The sequence below is a fragment of the Enterobacter sp. AG326 genome, from assembly GCF_004362415.1.
Classification (GTDB): Bacteria; Pseudomonadota; Gammaproteobacteria; order Enterobacterales; family Enterobacteriaceae; genus Enterobacter; species Enterobacter asburiae.
The window spans coordinates 1-18,107 of the sequence record NZ_SNXG01000016.1 but is presented as its reverse complement, the minus strand read 5'-3'; the positions used below and the strand labels follow the sequence as shown (position 1 = coordinate 18,107).

At 48.6% G+C, this 18,107-nt stretch carries 11 protein-coding genes and 6 pseudogenes; 10 read left to right on the top strand and 7 right to left on the bottom strand.

Features of this window, described 5'->3' with window-relative positions; all coding sequences use genetic code 11:
- A partial coding sequence (locus DFO52_RS22730) for a transposase (RefSeq protein ID WP_133551243.1) occupies positions 1-177 on the bottom strand: 177 nt, incomplete at its 3' end.
- A gap of 348 nt (positions 178-525) precedes the next feature.
- Between DFO52_RS22730 and DFO52_RS22725 the strand changes: the two are divergent.
- A pseudogene (locus DFO52_RS22725) lies at positions 526-732 on the top strand (Rpn family recombination-promoting nuclease/putative transposase); the annotation flags it as partial.
- Between the two features lie 551 nt (positions 733-1,283).
- Here DFO52_RS22725 and DFO52_RS22720 read toward each other — a convergent pair.
- Positions 1,284-1,784, bottom strand: coding sequence for a hypothetical protein (locus tag DFO52_RS22720; protein WP_133551242.1), 501 nt, complete (start codon positions 1,782-1,784; stop codon positions 1,284-1,286).
- Positions 1,785-2,244: 460 nt separating this feature from the next.
- Between DFO52_RS22720 and DFO52_RS22715 the strand changes: the two genes are divergently transcribed.
- The 3 genes from DFO52_RS22715 to afaD are packed head-to-tail and all read left to right on the top strand — an operon-like array spanning position 2,245 to position 6,065.
- The gene (locus DFO52_RS22715; RefSeq protein WP_133551241.1) at positions 2,245-3,102 is read left to right on the top strand and encodes a fimbria/pilus periplasmic chaperone; all 858 of its coding nucleotides are present in this window, start codon (positions 2,245-2,247) and stop codon (positions 3,100-3,102) included.
- Positions 3,074-5,632, top strand: coding sequence for a fimbria/pilus outer membrane usher protein (locus DFO52_RS22710; RefSeq protein WP_166642382.1), 2,559 nt, complete (start codon positions 3,074-3,076; stop codon positions 5,630-5,632). The genes DFO52_RS22715 and DFO52_RS22710 overlap by 29 nt, the downstream gene beginning before the upstream one ends.
- Positions 5,598-6,065, top strand: coding sequence for an AfaD family invasin (gene afaD, locus DFO52_RS22705; RefSeq protein WP_133551239.1), 468 nt, complete (start codon positions 5,598-5,600; stop codon positions 6,063-6,065). The genes DFO52_RS22710 and afaD overlap by 35 nt, the downstream gene beginning before the upstream one ends.
- A gap of 262 nt (positions 6,066-6,327) precedes the next feature.
- Here afaD and DFO52_RS22700 read toward each other — a convergent pair.
- From DFO52_RS22700 to DFO52_RS22680, 5 genes and pseudogenes are all read right to left on the bottom strand, one after another.
- Positions 6,328-6,792 (bottom strand): annotated as a pseudogene (locus tag DFO52_RS22700) (transposase); the annotation flags it as partial.
- 89 nt (positions 6,793-6,881) lie between these two features.
- Positions 6,882-7,625: an IS21-like element helper ATPase IstB gene (istB, locus tag DFO52_RS22695; RefSeq protein WP_133551238.1), complete on the bottom strand. Its 744-nt coding sequence runs from the start codon at positions 7,623-7,625 to the stop codon at positions 6,882-6,884.
- A gap of 10 nt (positions 7,626-7,635) precedes the next feature.
- Positions 7,636-8,501: pseudogene (locus DFO52_RS22690) on the bottom strand (hypothetical protein).
- A gap of 129 nt (positions 8,502-8,630) precedes the next feature.
- Positions 8,631-9,497, bottom strand: a complete 867-nt coding sequence (locus DFO52_RS22685; RefSeq protein ID WP_243737956.1) for a transposase zinc-binding domain-containing protein — start codon at positions 9,495-9,497, stop codon at positions 8,631-8,633.
- Positions 9,498-9,578: 81 nt separating this feature from the next.
- A pseudogene (locus DFO52_RS22680) lies at positions 9,579-9,938 on the bottom strand (Rpn family recombination-promoting nuclease/putative transposase); the annotation flags it as partial.
- A gap of 107 nt (positions 9,939-10,045) precedes the next feature.
- Here DFO52_RS22680 and DFO52_RS22675 point away from each other — a divergent pair.
- The 6 genes and pseudogenes from DFO52_RS22675 to DFO52_RS22645 all read left to right on the top strand — a co-directional run bounded on the left by DFO52_RS22675 (position 10,046) and on the right by DFO52_RS22645 (position 17,668).
- Positions 10,046-10,687, top strand: a pseudogene (locus DFO52_RS22675) (recombinase family protein).
- A gap of 159 nt (positions 10,688-10,846) precedes the next feature.
- Positions 10,847-11,803 (top strand): DMT family transporter, encoded by a 957-nt coding sequence (locus DFO52_RS22670; protein ID WP_166642380.1) that lies wholly within the window; start codon positions 10,847-10,849, stop codon positions 11,801-11,803.
- Entirely contained in the window at positions 11,796-13,484 is a 1,689-nt protein-coding gene (locus tag DFO52_RS22665; RefSeq protein WP_133551236.1) for a pyridoxal-dependent decarboxylase, read from the top strand. The genes DFO52_RS22670 and DFO52_RS22665 overlap by 8 nt, the downstream gene beginning before the upstream one ends.
- 15 nt (positions 13,485-13,499) lie before the next feature.
- Positions 13,500-14,732 carry a pyridoxal phosphate-dependent aminotransferase gene (locus DFO52_RS22660; RefSeq protein ID WP_133551235.1) on the top strand — a complete coding sequence of 411 codons (1,233 nt, stop codon included), beginning with the start codon at positions 13,500-13,502 and terminating at the stop codon, positions 14,730-14,732.
- Positions 14,733-14,863: 131 nt separating this feature from the next.
- Positions 14,864-15,861, top strand: a pseudogene (locus tag DFO52_RS22655) (IS110 family transposase).
- A 685-nt stretch (positions 15,862-16,546) separates the two neighbouring features.
- Positions 16,547-17,668 (top strand): AAA family ATPase, encoded by a 1,122-nt coding sequence (locus tag DFO52_RS22645; protein WP_133551234.1) that lies wholly within the window; start codon positions 16,547-16,549, stop codon positions 17,666-17,668.
- Positions 17,669-18,107 lie beyond the last annotated feature (439 nt).

Here is an 18,107-nt window from a genome sequence, read left to right as displayed (position 1 = left end):
TTCCGGGGTTATTGGGGAGGCTTTTCGGCGTTCATCACGCAGCTGTTTTACCCATCGTGTCATTGTGGAGAGCTCCACATCCATAGCACTGGCCGCATCAGCAAAAGTGTAGTTTTGATCAACAACAAGTTGGGCTGATTCGCGTTTAAACTCTGCACTGAAATTTCTTTTCTTCATTGAGGCACCTGTAATGTTCTGAGGTGAGGATATCACCTCTGTTCAGGTGGCCAAATTCAGTAAACCACTACAATACAGAACGCTGACATTCCCGGCAAGGAAGAAAGAACTTATGTCATCCACTAAAAAAATGATGCATACACACGCTGGCTCATAGCGCAGGCAAACAGGAAAGAAAAAGAAGAAATTTCTTGTTCACTCGAAAGGCTAAAAATCACTCTGTTTAATGTTGTGGTGATCGGCCTTTTCTGAGCGATTTTGATACTGGCGATAATGGATGTGTCTTCATGGAGCAGCGTGCGCCCAGTAGTGATAACACATCTGGGTAATTTTTCAGAGCTAGGGCTGATGAAGAAGAAAAACAGTCCCCCCCACGATGCCACGTTCAGGGAGTTTGTGACTCAACCGGATGTTGCCCGGGATTTTATGGAGCTACATCTGCCGGCAGAACTGTGTGCCATCGGCGATCTCAGCACGCTGAAGCTGGAATCCGGCTCTTTCGTTGAGGATGATCTCCGCCAGTATTTCAGCGACGTCCTCTATAGCCTGAAAACTAAAGCATGTGACAGGTATGACACCAAAAGTTTAGGGTATTTAATTATTTTCTTGGACAAATTTCCAGGTCCCTCTTTATATAAAAAAGGGTCAACTTTACGCCATTTGAAAATTAATGAGAACATCTGTAAGTGTTATAAAAACTTCGACCGTTAGCGGAACGAAAAATAACGAAATGACTATTAAACTGTCATTATTAAGATCCAAAGCTGCCGTGGAGAGGGACGGTGTTGATTCAATAATAAGAACATCAGATCGACGCGTGATGAAAATACTTAATGCTTTTGGTAGAGGGTGTCTTTTTTGATGAAAAGATATGCACATTGAAGGGATTGCCAGGCTACTTTTGGTAATTTTAGGTTATCGCAAAGCCTTTCTTATAAAAAATGAAATTGAAAAGCATTTTGCTATCAAACACGTCCAAATCTTTTTTAAAGGTCAATTAAAATTCAAATACTTTTTTTTCGACGCAGAAATAGTTTAAATTCCCTATAGGGAAGATGGTAAAGATATTTTATCCTTACCATTTATTAGTCTTAATTACACCGTTATTAAGAAGAAAAAACTGTGGTAGAGATAGATATAGTGTAGTTATCAGGCTTAAGACCAGAGTTTTGATCACTGACAACAGTGTACTTCTTAGGATTAGACTGTTCAGCGATGCCTAGTAAATATACTCCATTACTCAGATTTCCAAGAGATGGTCTGTTGCCTTTCTCATCTGCAAAGCAAACACCAATTTCGTTATTTTTATTGTTTTTTCCACGAAAGGACGCGCACAAGCCCTTATTTTCAGTTTCCGACGCACCGTTCCAAGCGACGCCTCGTATAATGTTTGGGAGACCACCTTCTGCTACTACTACGCCCCGAGAAAGGATGGTGCCAGTTGGCATATTAGTAGTGAAAAGTGTCCCTGTGGGAGTAAGGGTGTGAGTCACACGAGCGGGCTCAACGACATCAATGGAGAAATTAGATATAACTGAATCTCCTGCTGCCAAAGTTGAAAATGATACCATCAAAGAGGAAATAGCAGCGATCTTTAATTTTTTCATTGGAAAACACCTATAAGTAATAAACACAAACGAATTTGCCAAAAGGAGATTACTATTGATCATGGTACAGTAGGTCTTTGTTGGAAATCTACACGAGAGAAAAGAAAACTCAAGTAATAAAAAAAAAATTATCAAAAATTATCAAAATCGGGTTTATTACTGCTGTTAATTCACCAGAGAAGCGCTACCGGCTTTCCTTGTACCGGCTATAAATCAACAGCAAAAGTCAATAACACAATGCTCGCGCCGCCCCAGCCATTATTCATGGTGGTGCACCCTTAATAACAACAATAAGCGTGGCGTCGCCAATTCTAATTGCCACCCTGAACAGGGCGTAAAGAAAAAATGGTATGTGCAATAATGATTTATGATGATAACGCCCCAGATTTTGGGGCTGGCGGCAACCCACTGTCGCCGCTTCCCGCTGACGGGAATACCAGCAAAAAACAAATGATAATAAATGATAATAAATGATGATGTTACATTATATTATTTGACCCTGCCCCCCCTTTTTAGTGAAAATAAAATCCAGATTAAATTAGATGAAAAAGGAAGTATAGAAGTGAAACTATATAAAAAAACCGTTCTCCTGAGCCTGCTGTGCAGCGTAGTGGCATCAAAATCTGCCTCAGAAACCCTTAACCAGAAAGTAACCACAGCTGAAAAGCCATTTACAGTTGAGCTTGGTGCCACACGGATCATATATAACCTATCCTCTTCGAGTACAGATATCAGTGTTACCAATCATCAGGAGTACCCCATTTTAGTTCAGTCTACTACATTTGAGGCTGATATGGTAAAAAAAGCAGCTTTTTCAGCCACCCCCCCGCTCTTCCGTTTGGAAGGCGGACAAAAAACGCGCATAAGAATAATCAGGACGGGAGGCGACTTTCCTAATGACCGCGAGTCTTTACGCTGGCTTTGTGTGAAAGGCATCCCACCTCAAAGCTCAGACGCATGGGCTGATGAAAGCAAAAATAAAGCCTCAGACATTATGCTGGATGTTCAGATATCTATTAACAACTGCATTAAGCTAATTGTTCGCCCTGAAAGCCTAATAAATAAGGCAAAAAAAACACGAGAAGCGCTTGAATGGAGCGTACAAAACGGAAAATTAACAGCAAAAAACACATCTCCTTTTGTGGTTAACATCAGTTCACTATCGTTTGCAGGAAAGCCGTTAGAAGAAACTACATATGTACTTCCTTTTTCATCGCATACGTTTGTTAACGCAAGTGCACGCTCTGGTAAAGTAAGTTGGACAGTTGTTGACGATTATGGTGGTGTCAGTGCTCCATTTGAAAAATATGCCCGTTAATTTACTCAGAACTTATGTTAATTCAGCGCGCACCAAGAAAAAGCGGGTAATTTTATTGCCTGCTTTTTTGTCGTTCTTTTTCCCTTCGACATTAATGGCAGAGTACAAATTTGATAATGTAATGCTGGGCACTGACGTTGACCTATCAGTATTTAATGAGGGGGGACAACAGCCAGGCGTATATCCTGTTGACATTCTTTTGAATGGCGACAAAGTCGACTCGCGGAATATGCTCTTCAAAAAAACCAAGGATGCAAAAGGCGTCACATCATTAACCACGTGTCTGACTAAAGATATGCTATTGGGCTATGGAGTAAAAGTAGACGACTATCCTTCACTCTTCGCTGACAAAACAAAGGAAAGTGGATGTGCGAACTTAAGTGCTATACCGTATGCATCAGACAGATTGGATTTTGGTGCTCAAAGTCTATTAATTAGTATACCTCAGGTCGCCTTACAGGAAACCCGTAGCGGAATAGAGCATGAATCAACGTGGGATGACGGCATTCCTGCTGTTTTATTAAATTACAGAATAAATAGCAGTAAAGTGAGCCAGAAAGCTACTGGCGAGAGCGATACATCAACCTCTGTCCAGCTTGAACCGGGCCTCAATCTTGGAGCGTGGCGGTTAAGAAACTCTTCAACCTGGCAGAAGTCGTCAACCGATTCAGGTAAGTGGGAAAGTGCATATACCTATATCGAGAAAGCTGTCAATGAGCTTAAAAGTAGGCTAACGGTGGGTCAAACCACCACGTCATCAGATCTGCTCGATGGCGTCGGATTGACAGGGCTTAAAATCGAGTCTGATGATGACATGATACCGTATGTTGAGAGGTCATTTGCCCCTGTTGTCAGAGGTGTTGCACGGACCCAAGCTCGTGTTGAAATACGCCAGAATGGCTATTTAATTTACAGTAAAAATGTAGCGCCCGGGCCATTTGAAATCAATGATTTATCAGGCGCAGGGAGCAGTGGAGACCTGAATGTTACCGTTGCAGAATCGGATGGCAGCACTCAGGTCTTCACGGTGCCGTTTAGTACACCCGCCATCGCATTGAGAGAAGGCCAAGTAAAATACAGCGTCGCAACAGGCGAATACCGCTCAACTGCACCGGATACCGATAAACCATTATTGACACAGCTTTCTCTGTTTTATGGCCTTCCATGGGGAATAACGGCATACAGCGGCACGCAATTTTCTAGTTCCTATTCGGCGGTTTCAGGTGGACTGGGATTAAGTCTTGGCAATCTCGGTGCTGTTTCCGTAGATGACACGCATGCACGCTGGAACAATGCTGTCGATGGAAAACAATCAGGAGACATGCTCCGTCTGAGATACAGTAAAGACTTCATCACAACGAATACTGGTGTTTCTGTAAGTACATCAAGATATTCGCCATCAGGTTTTATAAGGATGTCGGAAGCATTAGACGGCTCTGTGGGCAACGAGTTAAACACATTATTGCCATCAAAAAAAATGTCGGCCTTTTCGTCGGTCACCCTGAGTCAGTCTTTAGGACGTGCAGGCAGGATAAATGCTTCAGGCATCAGGAGCGAGTATCGCAATAGCGGAGCGGTGCAAAACTCATATTCTCTTTCATGGTCTGCTGCATATAGTTATCTCAACTGGAACCTGAGCTGGGCAAAAAATACGCTTATCAGCGGTAATTCAAAAAATGGAAAAACGGACGAGCAGTTATTCAACATATGGTTAAGCGTTCCGCTCAGCACTAACACATCAATGACTTACAGCTCTCAGCTGGGCGAACAACAAAAACACGTCCACAGGGTCGGGATGAATGGGAATGGTTTTGACAAGAAGCTAACATGGGCTGTCACTGAGAGTGTTTCAAATGCGCCGTCACTGGATCACGCCGGAACGCTTAACCTTGGATGGCTGGGCAGGTATGGCGAAATCAGTACTGGCTACAGTTATGCTCCGAGTTTTAGCACAATAAATGGTGGCGTATCGGGAGGGATAATTATTCATGATGGCGGCATCACTGCAGGACAGCAGCTGGGAACCACCAACGCTCTAGTCAACGTCCCAGATGTTTCAGGTGTGGCGGTCAGCGGGCCTCCTGGAGTACGCACTGATTTTCGTGGCTATACTACAGTCCCGTACATAACACCCTACCAAAAAAACAATATATCAATCGATCCGGGAACATTACCGGTAGATGCAGATATTAAACAGACGGACATTCATGTAGTTCCTACGGCTGGCGCTGTCACTATCGCGCGTTTCAGTGTCAAAACCGGTAACAGAATATTGATACATATCACTCTTGCTGATGGGAAAAAAGTGCCTTTCGGTGCGGTGGTGACTGATTCAGGCGCAAAACAGTCAACAGAGATGGCGATTGTTAACGAAGACAGCGAAGTCTTTATGACGGTTCAGGAACCACGTGGGGTGCTCAGTGTTCGCTGGGGGCGAGACTCATCTCAGCAATGCACCATTAACTACTTATCATCGACTAAGAAAAAAGAAACTAATGAGATTGAAAACCTACACGCCGTGTGCGGCTAAAAATAAGCACCGCTCGAAAGTGAAAACTTTGTACAACGCCATGTTTGTGTTTTGTGTTTTAATGATACCCTGCGCGGCGCTGGCCTCCCCTGCGACTATCTCCACGCAGGGTAAACCTTACATTAAAAGCGAGGTTCGTGATGGTGAAACGTTGTTTACAGGAAGAATAACCTGCTTACAGGAGCACAGTGCTTTCAGGCTCAGGCTTCACACCGTACAGCAATCAGAAAACAGGAAGTATTACGAAATACAAAATAACCGGGGAAAAATAAAAGTAAGGTTCGGAGGGAGAGGATGGGAAAAATATACTGACGAATCAGGCTTTGTTAAAGTTAGTACTGCTCACAACGCTTTTTTTTCACTGATTGCCGACGGAAACCAGACGCTGACTCCTGGCACCTATGACTTTTTAATTTTAGGTGATTGTTCATAGTCATAAAGCATATGTACATACTCAGGCTCAGTAAGATTGTGTGGACTGACCCCACGCCCGTAGACAAATTCTGTCCTCACGATGAGGCCTGTTCGAAGGCCTTCGGACTTGATGGTTAGGAGACTGGAAAAGCGTTTTAACAATATCCTGACCATGAACATAGTCTTTTGGGGCACAGTGATGGCGGGTGCTAGTGACGCTAATGGCGATAAAATGCGGTTTTCGGTGAGTTTTTAACCTGAAAACCGTTTTTAAGGCACACTTATCCTGCAGTCTGCGCCAGAAGCCATCGTTTCCTCTCGATGCCGTGCAGCCTTTCTGCCACCAGTTCGGTGGCGTACCTGCCGGCCTCTGCGCCGCTGAAGCGCAGCAGGTTGCCGCACAGAATGCATTTGTAGGGATCTGTGCGCAGAAATTCCTTCATCAGCGCGGCGAAGCCCGGCTGCTCCGGCTTTTTCCTCGCCTCCATCTGCAGGGCTTCGTACACTTTCGGCAGCAGCTCGCCCCGTTTCCTGTTAGACAAACAGCCGTAGTAGCGCACCATTTTAAAATGCTTTTCCGGCACGTGGCTGATGCAGTGCCCGATCATCTCTTCCTGAGTCAGCGTCTGTTTCCGGTGCTGCTGCGTCCGGTGGTCGTAATAGTGGTGCACCACGGCGCCGCCGCTGTAGTGCCTGAACTTTGCCGCCGACACCGGCGGTCGCTTCAGGTACCGGCCAAGGTATTTTACGCTCCGTGCGTATTCCGATGATTTCGGTCAGTGATTCCGGCGATTCCGACCACGCTTCTCGCGCTGGTTATTTCTTACTCTAGTTTTTAACTCGTCTGATCGGTTTGCGCCAGTTTTCGCATGGATTCTCCTTTGAGCTCAACCCGGTGACTGTTATGCAGAAGCCTGTCCATCAGCGCATCTGCAACCGTCGGGTTACTCACCAGTTTGTACCATTCGTTTACCGGCAACTGGCTGATGATGATGGTGCTTCCTCGCTGATAACGGTCCTCCATCACCTCCAGCAGGTCTGATGCCTGTCGCGTATTCAGCTTTCCAAGGCCCCAGTCATCAAGGATGAGCAACTCCTTTTTGGATAGCTGTAACAACTGTTTCTGGTAACTGCCGTCAGCATGACCTATGTTCAGATCATCCAGCAGTCGCGTTAACCGGTGATACGCCACCTGGATATGCTGTTGGCATGCCTGCTCCCCCAGGGCACAGGCTACATACGTTTTCCCGCATCCTGTTGGGCCTGTGATCAGGATATTTTCGTGACGGTGTACATATGCCCCCGTCATCAGTTGTGAGAGCAACTGCCTGTTCAACCCTCTTTCCGGGCGATAGTCCAGTTGTGACGGCTGCGCGTCCAGTCTCAGTTTCGACTGCCTCCGCAGTCGGTTGACCTTTGAGACCTCACGCTGCAGCAGTTCGTGCTCCAGAAGAAGGCTGAGGCGCTCTTCGAAGCTCAGTGAGGTATAGGTCATCGGTTGTGACCATTGCAGTTCCAGTGCGTTACTCATGTGCCCCAGCCGCAGGGCGCGTATCTGTTCCAGCAGGTTGTTTTGCATCTTTTTTTCCTCAGTGGTAGTACCCGGCACCGCGTACGTTGCTGTGCTCTACAGGTGTGTCATCCGGCGTATCATCCTGCTGCCGGTCCCGGTGGTTTCTCAGCAGATTCAGGATCACCTGCCGCCAGGGGCGTTCCAGTAACAGTGCCTGTTGACAGGCATTTTCCAGCCGGGCTTCTCCATATTCCCGGCTGAGATTGAGCAGCCCCAGGCAGGTCCGGTAAGCCTGCTCAGGGTGGGAGCGGTGATACAGATGCCAGACCACCACTGCCCGGTTAGCGCTGCCGATACTCTCACCCCATGACAGAACCTGTCCGGGCTCCACCGCTGCTGGCGGTGAGACTCCGGCATATGGTCTGTCTGCGTGGTGAAGCCCCCTTGTTGCTGGGCCCGTGGATGCTGGGCGACCAGTATTCCCTTGTGATAGAGGCGCACGAGCCGGGCACCGGCTTCGATGTCGATATGGCTGCCAACCAGCGCGTGAGGCACGGAGTATGCATGTTTTCCGTACAGCACATGGTAGTCCGGGCCAACTTTTGCCCTGCGGATATCAACGTATTCATAGGGGTATGGCGGCAGCGCTTTCAGCGCAGGTTTATCCAGTTGTTCGAACTGGCTTTTCCAGCAACCCGGTAACCGACGGAACGGGCGCTCATTCAGATCCTGCAGCAGCTCACTGATAGCCAGATTCAACGCGGCCATGTCTTCCGGCAGAGGCCATGCCAGCTGACTGCCTCTGAAGCGGGTCACTACGTCAGAGATAGTGCTGCAGCCTATATTCAGGCAGGCCGAGATACTTCTGTTGGCCAGGTGGCAGTCAAATTTAAGGCGCAACGCTTCTTTAATTTTACTCATCCGCGTTCTCAGTCTTGCCATGGGGACACTCCTCCGGAAGATGCGTTATCAGGAGAAAGTGTTGTCCATTGTTTTAAAAGTGAAAAGCGCGGGATTCCGACAACAGGATCACCGATTCCGACAATCCGATCACGGATTCCGGAGGCAGGATCACCGATTCCGATGGATGGCCATATTTGGCCGGAACAAATCGGAATCAGCGGTCGAATTAAATCGGAAAGTGCGATCGGATGACATCGGAATCAATGGTCGGTTTGGGTCGGAATATGCACTCCGCCAGGCGCCGCGCGTTTTCTTCGCAAAGTGGACCTTCCAGCGGCGCTCGTACTGCGCCTGCAGGTAGCGCTGCCACTGCTTTTTATCGCGGATATGCCCCAGCTCGGGCAGGCTGCCGGGATTAATCAGACCATAGCTGTGGCGCAGCAGGGGGATGACCGCCCCGCGCCAGATTTCCTCCACAGGCTGCTTCTTAAAGAAGAGGTCGCGCCAGACGCCGTGTTTTATATCCAGCCCGCCGCGGGTGACGGACAGATGGATGTGCGGGTGCTGGTTGAGCTGGCAGCCGTAGGTGTGCAGGGCGCAGAAGATGCCGACCTCCACGCCCTGTTTGCGGGACCACCGGAGCATGGCGCGGGTGGCGGCGCGGAACAGAGCGTTGAGCAGGGGCCAGTTGTTGTTAAAAAACGGCCACAGCAGATGGGGCATGGTAAAGGTGATATGCTGCCAGTCGCAGTCGGGGAGGATGTGGCTCTGCTGCGACACCCACTGCTCGGTGGCTTTGAAGCCGCAGGAACTGCAGGCTCTGGACTTACAGCTCTGGCAGAAAAAGCGGGAGTGTGTGCAGTCGTCCGATGCGCAGCAGTAGCGGCGAACGCCCATGCTGGCGGTGCCGCAGGCGAGCATGCGCTCTACGCAGAGGCGGGCCCATGCGCTGACGCTGTCGCCATTCGAACCGAGGAACCTGTTCCAGCCGTCATCGATGGTGAAGAGGAGTTTGGCAGGGCGAGGAATATACATGCCGCAGAGTATAAAGCCGGGTTCAGGACATGCAAGCCATCGGAACGGCGAAGCGGTGACGCTCGCCCTGCAAGGGCGCTACTGTTCGAGCTGTTGTGCGATGGTCATAAGTGCGTCTCCGTGTTGCGGCACACGCTGTGCCAGTTCGCGTACAAAGGCCTCGACTTCAGCTGTTTCGCCCGACTGCACGATATAGTGTACCAGCGATATCACCTGCGATGAAGACAGATATCCGGCCAGCAAAATGGGCGCCAGCCGGTCAACCAGTTCTGCCAGGTCCCGCTGATGAATATGTTTCTGTAGCAGGGTCAGGGCGGCCATGCTGCGATGGCCAGCGATTTCATCATCCGTAATGACCGTAACGTCTACCAGCGGGAAAGTGCCGCTGTATAGTTTGCCAGCGAGCGCCGGATCGTCAAATTCATCCAGCCACCGTGTGGAGGTACACCCTGACGCCATAACCAAAACGTGACGGCACACGATGAATGACATAATCTATATGCGATAGAATAAATGCAAGAACTTAAATGCGATAATGCGGTGAAAAAATGTTCATCAGAGCTTGTTTAAGGGCATCGACGGAAGATCAGTTTGCCGATCGGGCAAAAGGGATGCTGTAGCAGTTTGTTCAGGAGCGGGGACATAAAATAGCCAGCTATTACCGGGAAAATAGCTGCGGGACAAAACTTGACCGCCCTGAGCTGGGACGCTTACTGATGGACAGTCACCGCAATGATATTTTACTGGTTGAGCAGATAGACAGCCTGACCCGCCTGAGCAACAGAGACTGGATGACGCTGAAAAAGCAGATCGAACAACACGAGTTGCGGATTGTCAGCCTGGATGTGCCCACATCATGGCAGGCGCTGTCAGATAAAGACCCTTCGCAGGCTGACCAAATCACCCGCGCCCTGATAACCGCCATCAATAACATGCTTATCGACCTGATGGCCGCGATGTCGCATAAGGACTGGCTGAGCCGCCGCCAGCGCCAAAAGCAGGGAATTGAGCGGGCCCATACGCTGGGGAAGTACCGGGGAAAACAGGCCGATCAGGAACGTCATCAGAAAGTCCTGTACTACCGGCAGGTTAAGAAACTGAGCATCAGTGAAACGGCAGATGCGACAGGGTACAGCCCATCGCAGATATGCCTGATACAAGCTTATTATAATAATAAACGGGACATTTAACCCAGATAGGGTAGTATATTATACTGTTTTTGTTCTGGTTGGTATCTAATGAAAAGAAACGGAATTCTAACGTCATTATCCGCATTTTATCCGATATGTAAAAAAGTCACCCCACAATTTTCTTCGCCAATGGGACCGTTCTCTCAATACAGCAGGAACATGAAACAACTTGTAGCGATTGCTCTGGCCCTTGCAGCAGGAGTTTTGTGGGGAACACTGGGTTTGATAACTCATTACTTACTCAATTACGGAGTGAGTATCATGCAACTTGGTATATTGCGCCTGGGTGGTGCATTTGTGCTGACTTTTCTTATCGCAATTATGCTGGGCCGGATTCACGTACTTAGCCTTCGTCAATGGGGATGGCTGGCTGCTATTGGCCTGGTTTGCCAGGCACTGAGCAGCATATCATTTTCTTCTGCAGTGGCCGGGATGGGAAGCAGCCTGGCTATCATTATGTTATGCATGGGTCCCCTGTTCACTGTTGCGATAAATCGAATATTTTATAGGGAACATCTTGATATTGTATCATTTTTGTTGGTTCTGCTCGGTCTGGCGGGGCTGACGCTGACCGTTTTATACAGTCAGGGAGAACAAATCGGTGTTGTAATGTTTAGCAGACAGTGGCTACACGGACTGGGTTGGGGTTTACTTTCCGGGGTTTGCTATGGGTTATTTCCCGTATTTACGCGTTCGCTGGGCCAACTCGATTCATGGGTTATTGTGAGTTTCAGTCTCGGTCTTGGTGCAGCATTCCTGGCTCCGTTACAAGGTTCTGCATCAGTGGGCATGTCATTACATAGCGATATTTCTGTATGGATACTAGTTGTGGCGTTAATTCTGGTACCAACAGTGATGGCTGACGTGCTCTATGTTCGGGCTATTGCGGCTGGCGGTCCTGTGTTGGCAACGGTATTCGCTCTTATTGAAATACCAGCTTCAGTTCTGTTCGCCCGATGTTGGCTTGCAGTACCAGTTACTGCCGCACAATGGGCTGGCATATTTCTGTTCTGTCTTGGTTTAACTGGGCTGGCATTACGTCGCAACCAAAATTCTGCGCCTGTCTCGGAGCAAAGCATTATTCCCATTACGCAAAAGGAAAAGCATTATGAGTGAGTTACAGTTCATTGAGCAATCCCCCACATCATCAGAATCAGAACACCTGCAGACTCTGATCGATTACGTTCAGGGATTGAATCGTCATATTCAACTGAATGCAAGGTCAAGTCAATCCATGCTACCAGAATTGACCTTTGCTCCTGATGCCCTGGAGACTCTTGGTCCAAAGTATCCAATACAACCGTTCTCATATCTTGATGAGCTTGAACATGCTCAGGATGAAACTCCAGCCAGTGAGGCTGAATTATACAACGAAGTAGCCCGGTATTTCCGTGGTGCAATTCGTCCACAGTCACGCAATTCTTTGTTCAATATGGTGCCGGAACCAAGTATTGCTGCAACAGCGGGCGCATGGCTGGCTACAGCATATAATACTAATAGTCTGATGGATGCTTTTGGTGGGGAAGCATTGCTGACAGAACAACTGGTGGCCCGCCGCATAGGACGCTGGGCTGGCTGGAAGCATGCAATGGGTATCGCCTGTAATGGTGGGAAATTAACCATCATGTACGCAATAAAATCAGCGCTGAGTCGTATTGCTCCAAGTTCAAGGCGTACTGGCATGCCGAATGATATTGTTATTTTATGCAGTGAGGGCGCACATTACTGTGTGGAACATGCTGCCAGTCTGCTTGGACTGGGAGCCGATAACTGCCTGCGAGTACCCGCCAACAAAGAAGGACGCATGTGTGCAGAGGCTTTACGCACCACTTTAAACGAACAGCATGCTCGCAGACGCAGGGTTGCCGCAATCATATGTTGCGGGGGAACAACGATTAATTTCAACTGTGAGGATACCCGTGAGATTATTGATATCACCGAAGCATTCGCACGGGAAAACAATTTAAAAGAACGCCCCTATTTACATCTGGACAGTGTGATCGGCTGGCTGTACCTGAGTCTGCAAGATGTTAACAAAGGAGATCCAATTTATCAGATTTCCAGCCCGCGCATCAGAGCTCGTGTTGCTGAAGTTCATTATCGTCTGCGTGGTATAGGTGCTTTTGATTCACTGGGTGTGGATTTTCATAAGAATGGGCTGTGCCCATATGCCAGCAGCTTTTTTGTATCGCGTGATCGCCGTTTTATGGATGAGCTTGGTGACGGCAATTACCATTACACAGAGAAAGACTTTCAGTATGGTCAGTTCCGGGCCTACCGTTACACCTTCGAGAATTCTCGCCCGGCGCAGGGGATTCTGTCTGCCTGGATAAACCTTCGCAAACTAGGGCGTAACGGATATGCCGCTTATCTTGTCCGCCTTCATGAAGCGCGTGATTCCCTGACCAGTGCCCTCGAACGTCATGGCCTGTTCCAGGTGCTTAACTATTCCAGCCTTGGATGGGAGGTCGTATTTGATATTCCATTCGATTCTGATGTGATTGCACTGTCATCCTCCCGGGAGGAGATTGCTATGAGTTTTATGCAGGAATGTTGGGAGCGAGTGAACGCAGGCTACAACCTGCCACTATTTAGCATTGTGCCGGGATATCGTATTGAGAATAATCCGAACAAAGTTACCACAGCCTTCCTTCTTTACCCTATGCGACAACACCAAGATGCCCAGTGGGATGAGACCGTGTCACTTATCGCCAGGCAGTTCCACGATTTTCAGACCCGCCTGCGCACAGGGCAAAAGATCCTTAGTCAAACCCAGTTTGCACAACCGATCCGCTAATCAGGGGCTTACAGCATGATCCAGATGACTAACACTATGCCCCGAGATTCTTTTTCTTTGCTAAAAATACTGGTTGAACGTTACCGAACACGTCAGGAGACGCCTGATTTTATGGGGAAACCGCTCCTGGATTTGTCAATCGGCAATCCCGATCTCGCACCGAGCTCGCACTGGCGCAGCCGCCTGCAGTACTTTATTGGACGGGATGATCTACACGGCTACGGCGATTTCCGTTCAGACATCACCCGCCATTTATATGAACGTTTTGTTGCCTACTATCAACGCCGTTTCTTGCCTCATGATGCCCCTTTTTTACTCGATCCTGAACGACATGTGGTCGATTTACTTGGTTCCAAGGAAGGCATTTTCTACAGTCTGCTGTCCTGTCTGAATCCAGGAGAAGCCGTACTTATGCCGGACCCGTCGTATACAGTCTATCAAAGCAGTGCCCGGCTGATTGGGGCTCGTGTGGAGCTATTCTCCTGCGACCAGTCAGGTCAGCCGGAGTTAGCCTCAATTCGGCCCGAACAATTACAGGGCGCACGTATGCTGGTTATTTGCTCACCTGGTAATCCCACAGGCGTGGAATTATCTCCTGAGAAACTTAAGGAGGTTCTGGATTTTGCTGAACAGCACGAGCTCTGGGTTGTTATTGATCGGGCCTATGCCGAGATTGTGTTTAAATCACCATGTAACGGCGTACTCAGTGGCGCAGCCCTGCCATTACAGGGAGCACTCTCACGAGTAGTGGAACTTCACAGTTTGAGTAAATCATGTAGTCTTGCAGGCTGGCGTATCGGTTTTGCAGTCGGTTCGGCAGAACTGATAGACAGGATACGGAATATAAAATTCAATACCGATTTTGGCGCGTTTCTCCCGTTGAAATGCGTTGCAGCAGAAATACTTGATGAACTGGAAACTATCGCTGCGTGCAACAGCACAATCTATGCAGCCCGCATGCGCCGTTTTGTTAATGGCGCGGCATCTATGGGCTGGAATATACCTTTATCACAGGGCACTTTTTTCCTGTGGGCACCGCTTCCTCAAGATTTTGCAGAAGGTGATGACCTGAGATTTGTTGAAAATCTGCTTGATTCTACGGGTATCTTAGTTGCCCCTGGTAGTGGTTTTGGTCCTGGGGGGGCAGGCCGGGTAAGGATTGCACTGGTACAGTCAGATGCAGTGCTTGATGAAGCACTGCATCGGCTAAGCAAATGGCGGGCATTAAGTTCTCGCTCTGTTGTTTAACATGGTTGTGCTGCTTTGGTCGCCGAAACAGCACAAAAAACAGCCTTAACGAATGGAAGGGACTTCACCTAGACATGCGCATGATTAAATATTGTGCAATCATGGGGTAAACATACCCAAAGAGATTCGTTATGACCATAACTACTGTCGGTATCGAGCTTGCTAAAAATGTGTTCGCAGTTCACTGCGTTGACCAAAATGGCAAAACTGTTCTGGTTAAACCCAAAGTATCGAGTGCTGCACTTCCTGAGCTGATTGCAGGTTTACCTCCTTGTGTTATCGGAATGGAAGCATGCTCCGGTGCTCATTACTGGGCAAGACTGTTTCATGAACCCCGTCTGATGGCGGCAAAGTTTGTTTCTCCTTATCGCATGGCTGGTAAATCAGGGAAAAATGATGCAGCTGATGCTCAGGCTATCTGTGAAGCCCTCCGTCGCCCGCATATGCGGTTTGTGCCCGAGCCAGCAGGCGATGCAACGCCTTCACCGTACCCGGCAGGGTTTTATCGAAGAGAAAACAGCAACATATAACCGCTTAAGAGGCTTAATATCTGAATTTGGCATAATCGTTCCACAGAGTACAGATGCCCTGCGCCACATCGTGTCTGAACAGAAGAACTCCTTGCCGCTTCAGGTTCAGCAATGCGTGATGATCTGCTGGAACACATTAATCGCATTGAAGATAACATCGCTGAGTACGATCGGCTCCTGTCTCATATGGCCAAGCTGATCACCGCAGTCAGAGGTTGATGGAGCTGAAAGGGATTGGCCCCACAACGGCATGTGCGCTGGTCGCCAGTATCGGTAATGCGCATGATTTTAAGAATGGGCGCCAACTCGCAGCCTGGCTCGGACTTACGCCATCGCAGTACAGCAGTGGCGGAAAATCAAAGCTTGGCAGGATAACGAAAGCGGGCGATTCGTATCTGCGAACGCTACTGGTTCAGGGGGCCCGTTCGGTTCTGATTGGTGTTGAAAAAAGGGCTGACTCATTCAGTCGTTGGGTTTGCTCGCTAATTGAGCGAAGAGGATACTGGCGTGCCGTTGTCGCCATCGCTGCCAAAAACGCAAGGCTGTGCTGGGCATCATTGCATTACGGCGATGATTTCAGTCTGTACTCGGCCAGTTAAAGCACGAAGCAGCAGTATAACCATCTAAACTGCAACTCGTTGATGATAAAGGGTTAGACCCCGTGAGGCATATCTGATTATTGTACAGAATATATTTATCCGTTTACCGAACGAGAGCCTCACGCGCGTCTTTCATCAGGGTCCGAATCGATAACGATTCATCATGGCCGTTTATAGTACCGCAGTCTCTCCCCTTTATTTTTACTGTAGTGCAGACAGAAGCCATAAACACCGGCGTTGACATGCCGGGGAAGTCCTTATAGTACAATAATTTTCGATATCCAAACTGACCCCTAGTACAGGAGTTTGCTAACGCCAATGAGGTCACTATCAATCGCAGCAATCGCTTTGACCACAACGTCAAATGCACTTCAGGCAAGAACGGTCTAGGTGCATGGGTTAACGTTGGCAAAGATGTAACCTTATACGGTGAGGCTAATTATCGTCATAGCAGCCAAATCGAAACACCGCTCCAAGGCGTTGCAGGTATCCGTATAAGATTTTATCATCAGTACTGGCCGAAGCCTGGGTTTCGGCCTGTTAAACCTGACGTAAAGATGCTATTTCAAACGCCACCTTCTTCACCTGGCGAAAGAGTTTTTTCAGCATCGCAGTCTATCTTGAGCAGAACAACAGCCTCGCTTAACAGCACAAAAGTAATGGAACCTATCAGGTTAAAATCACCATGCTGAATAAAATATGGATCCGTGGTTACCGCTCAGTTCGTAAGCTAACTATGCCACTTGGCAGAATCAATCTGGTCAAGGGAAAGAACGGTTGCGGCAAGAGCAATCTTTACAACGCTATACATCTGCTAGCGAGTGCCGCTAATGGTCAACTGGCTCACGCCATATGTGCAGAAGGGGGGATCAACCAAACCATATGGGCTGGAGGCCTACGGCCTGGGGAGCATATTGATGCGCCCAAACGCATCATCCTCGGTATGCAGGCCAAAGAGTTTGGCTACGAGCTACAGATAGGTATGCCAACGCCGCCCTTCAGCTCGTATTTCGCTTTCGATCCCGAGATCAAACAGGAGGAAGCGTGGCTGGGGGAACGACGTTCACCGTCAAACCTACTACTCATGAGGCGCAATCAGGCGGTCAAGGTGCTTGGTATCGAAGGTGACAGAGTGAACTATGCCCCCGGTATGTTGCCACATGAGTCTGTGTTCGGGCATCTTGCTGAGCCTGAGCGGTATCCAGAGATCTCAAGATTGCGTCACCTTATCAACCAGTGGCGCTTCTATCACCATTTCGATATAACACCCGGCTCTCTAATACGCAGTCCGCAGCCTGCAATAAGAACCCCGGTTCTAAGCCATGACGGTGGAGATCTTGCTGCTGCTTTTGCTACTATAGTGGAGATTGGGGATATCAAATTGCTGCACAGAATTCTAGCCAGTGCCTTTCCCGATGCACATTTCCATGTAAGCAACAGCCAAGGTGGACTTGAGATAATGATGACACGGGAGGGGCTGCGGCGCCCTCTGCATTCCCGTGAACTCTCCGACGGAACCTTACGTTTGCTTTGCCTGACAGTGGCACTTCTCAGTCCGCGTCCTGCACCGTTGGTCGTGTTGAACGAGCCGGAAAGCAGCCTACATCCCGATATGCTCGATGCCCTCGGCCAGCTAATTGCCGAGGCCTCACGTTATTCACAGCTCTGGGTGACTACCCACAGTACTGAGCTGGAAAAGGCCATTGAAGCATATGCCCCGTGCCGTCATATACCTTTGCAACTGATTGAGGGTGAGACCTGCTTGCATGAGCCTATGCGCCGAGAATGGCAATTTGACGAGGATTAACTTTAATTAACGAACCCCGTTTGCAAGTCATACATTGTTTTGATTTTGTCGGGTAAGTACTGACGGCAGACAAGAAGCGTTAAGCCGTGGAGTTTATGTGTGATGCGACCGTTCTGTCGCAACCTAGTGCCTGCAGGCTTACAGATCCGGTTGCCGCACAGAATGCATTTCTACGGGTCTTTGCGCATAAATTCCTTCATCAGCGCCGCGAAGCCAAGCTGCTCCGATTTTTTCCGAGGACCTCATACACCTTCAGCAGCAAACTACCTAGTTTGCGGTTTGATAAAAACCGTAGTGGCGCTTAAAAGTAAGCGTACAGCGTGAACCGTCTGGTCATAATCTGAAGCATACGACAAAGTGGTGTCCACCAAATAAGTAGTGGGAACCAAAGTGTCAGATATGCAGAAAAATATGACTCCCGGCAGGCGAAAAGGCTGCC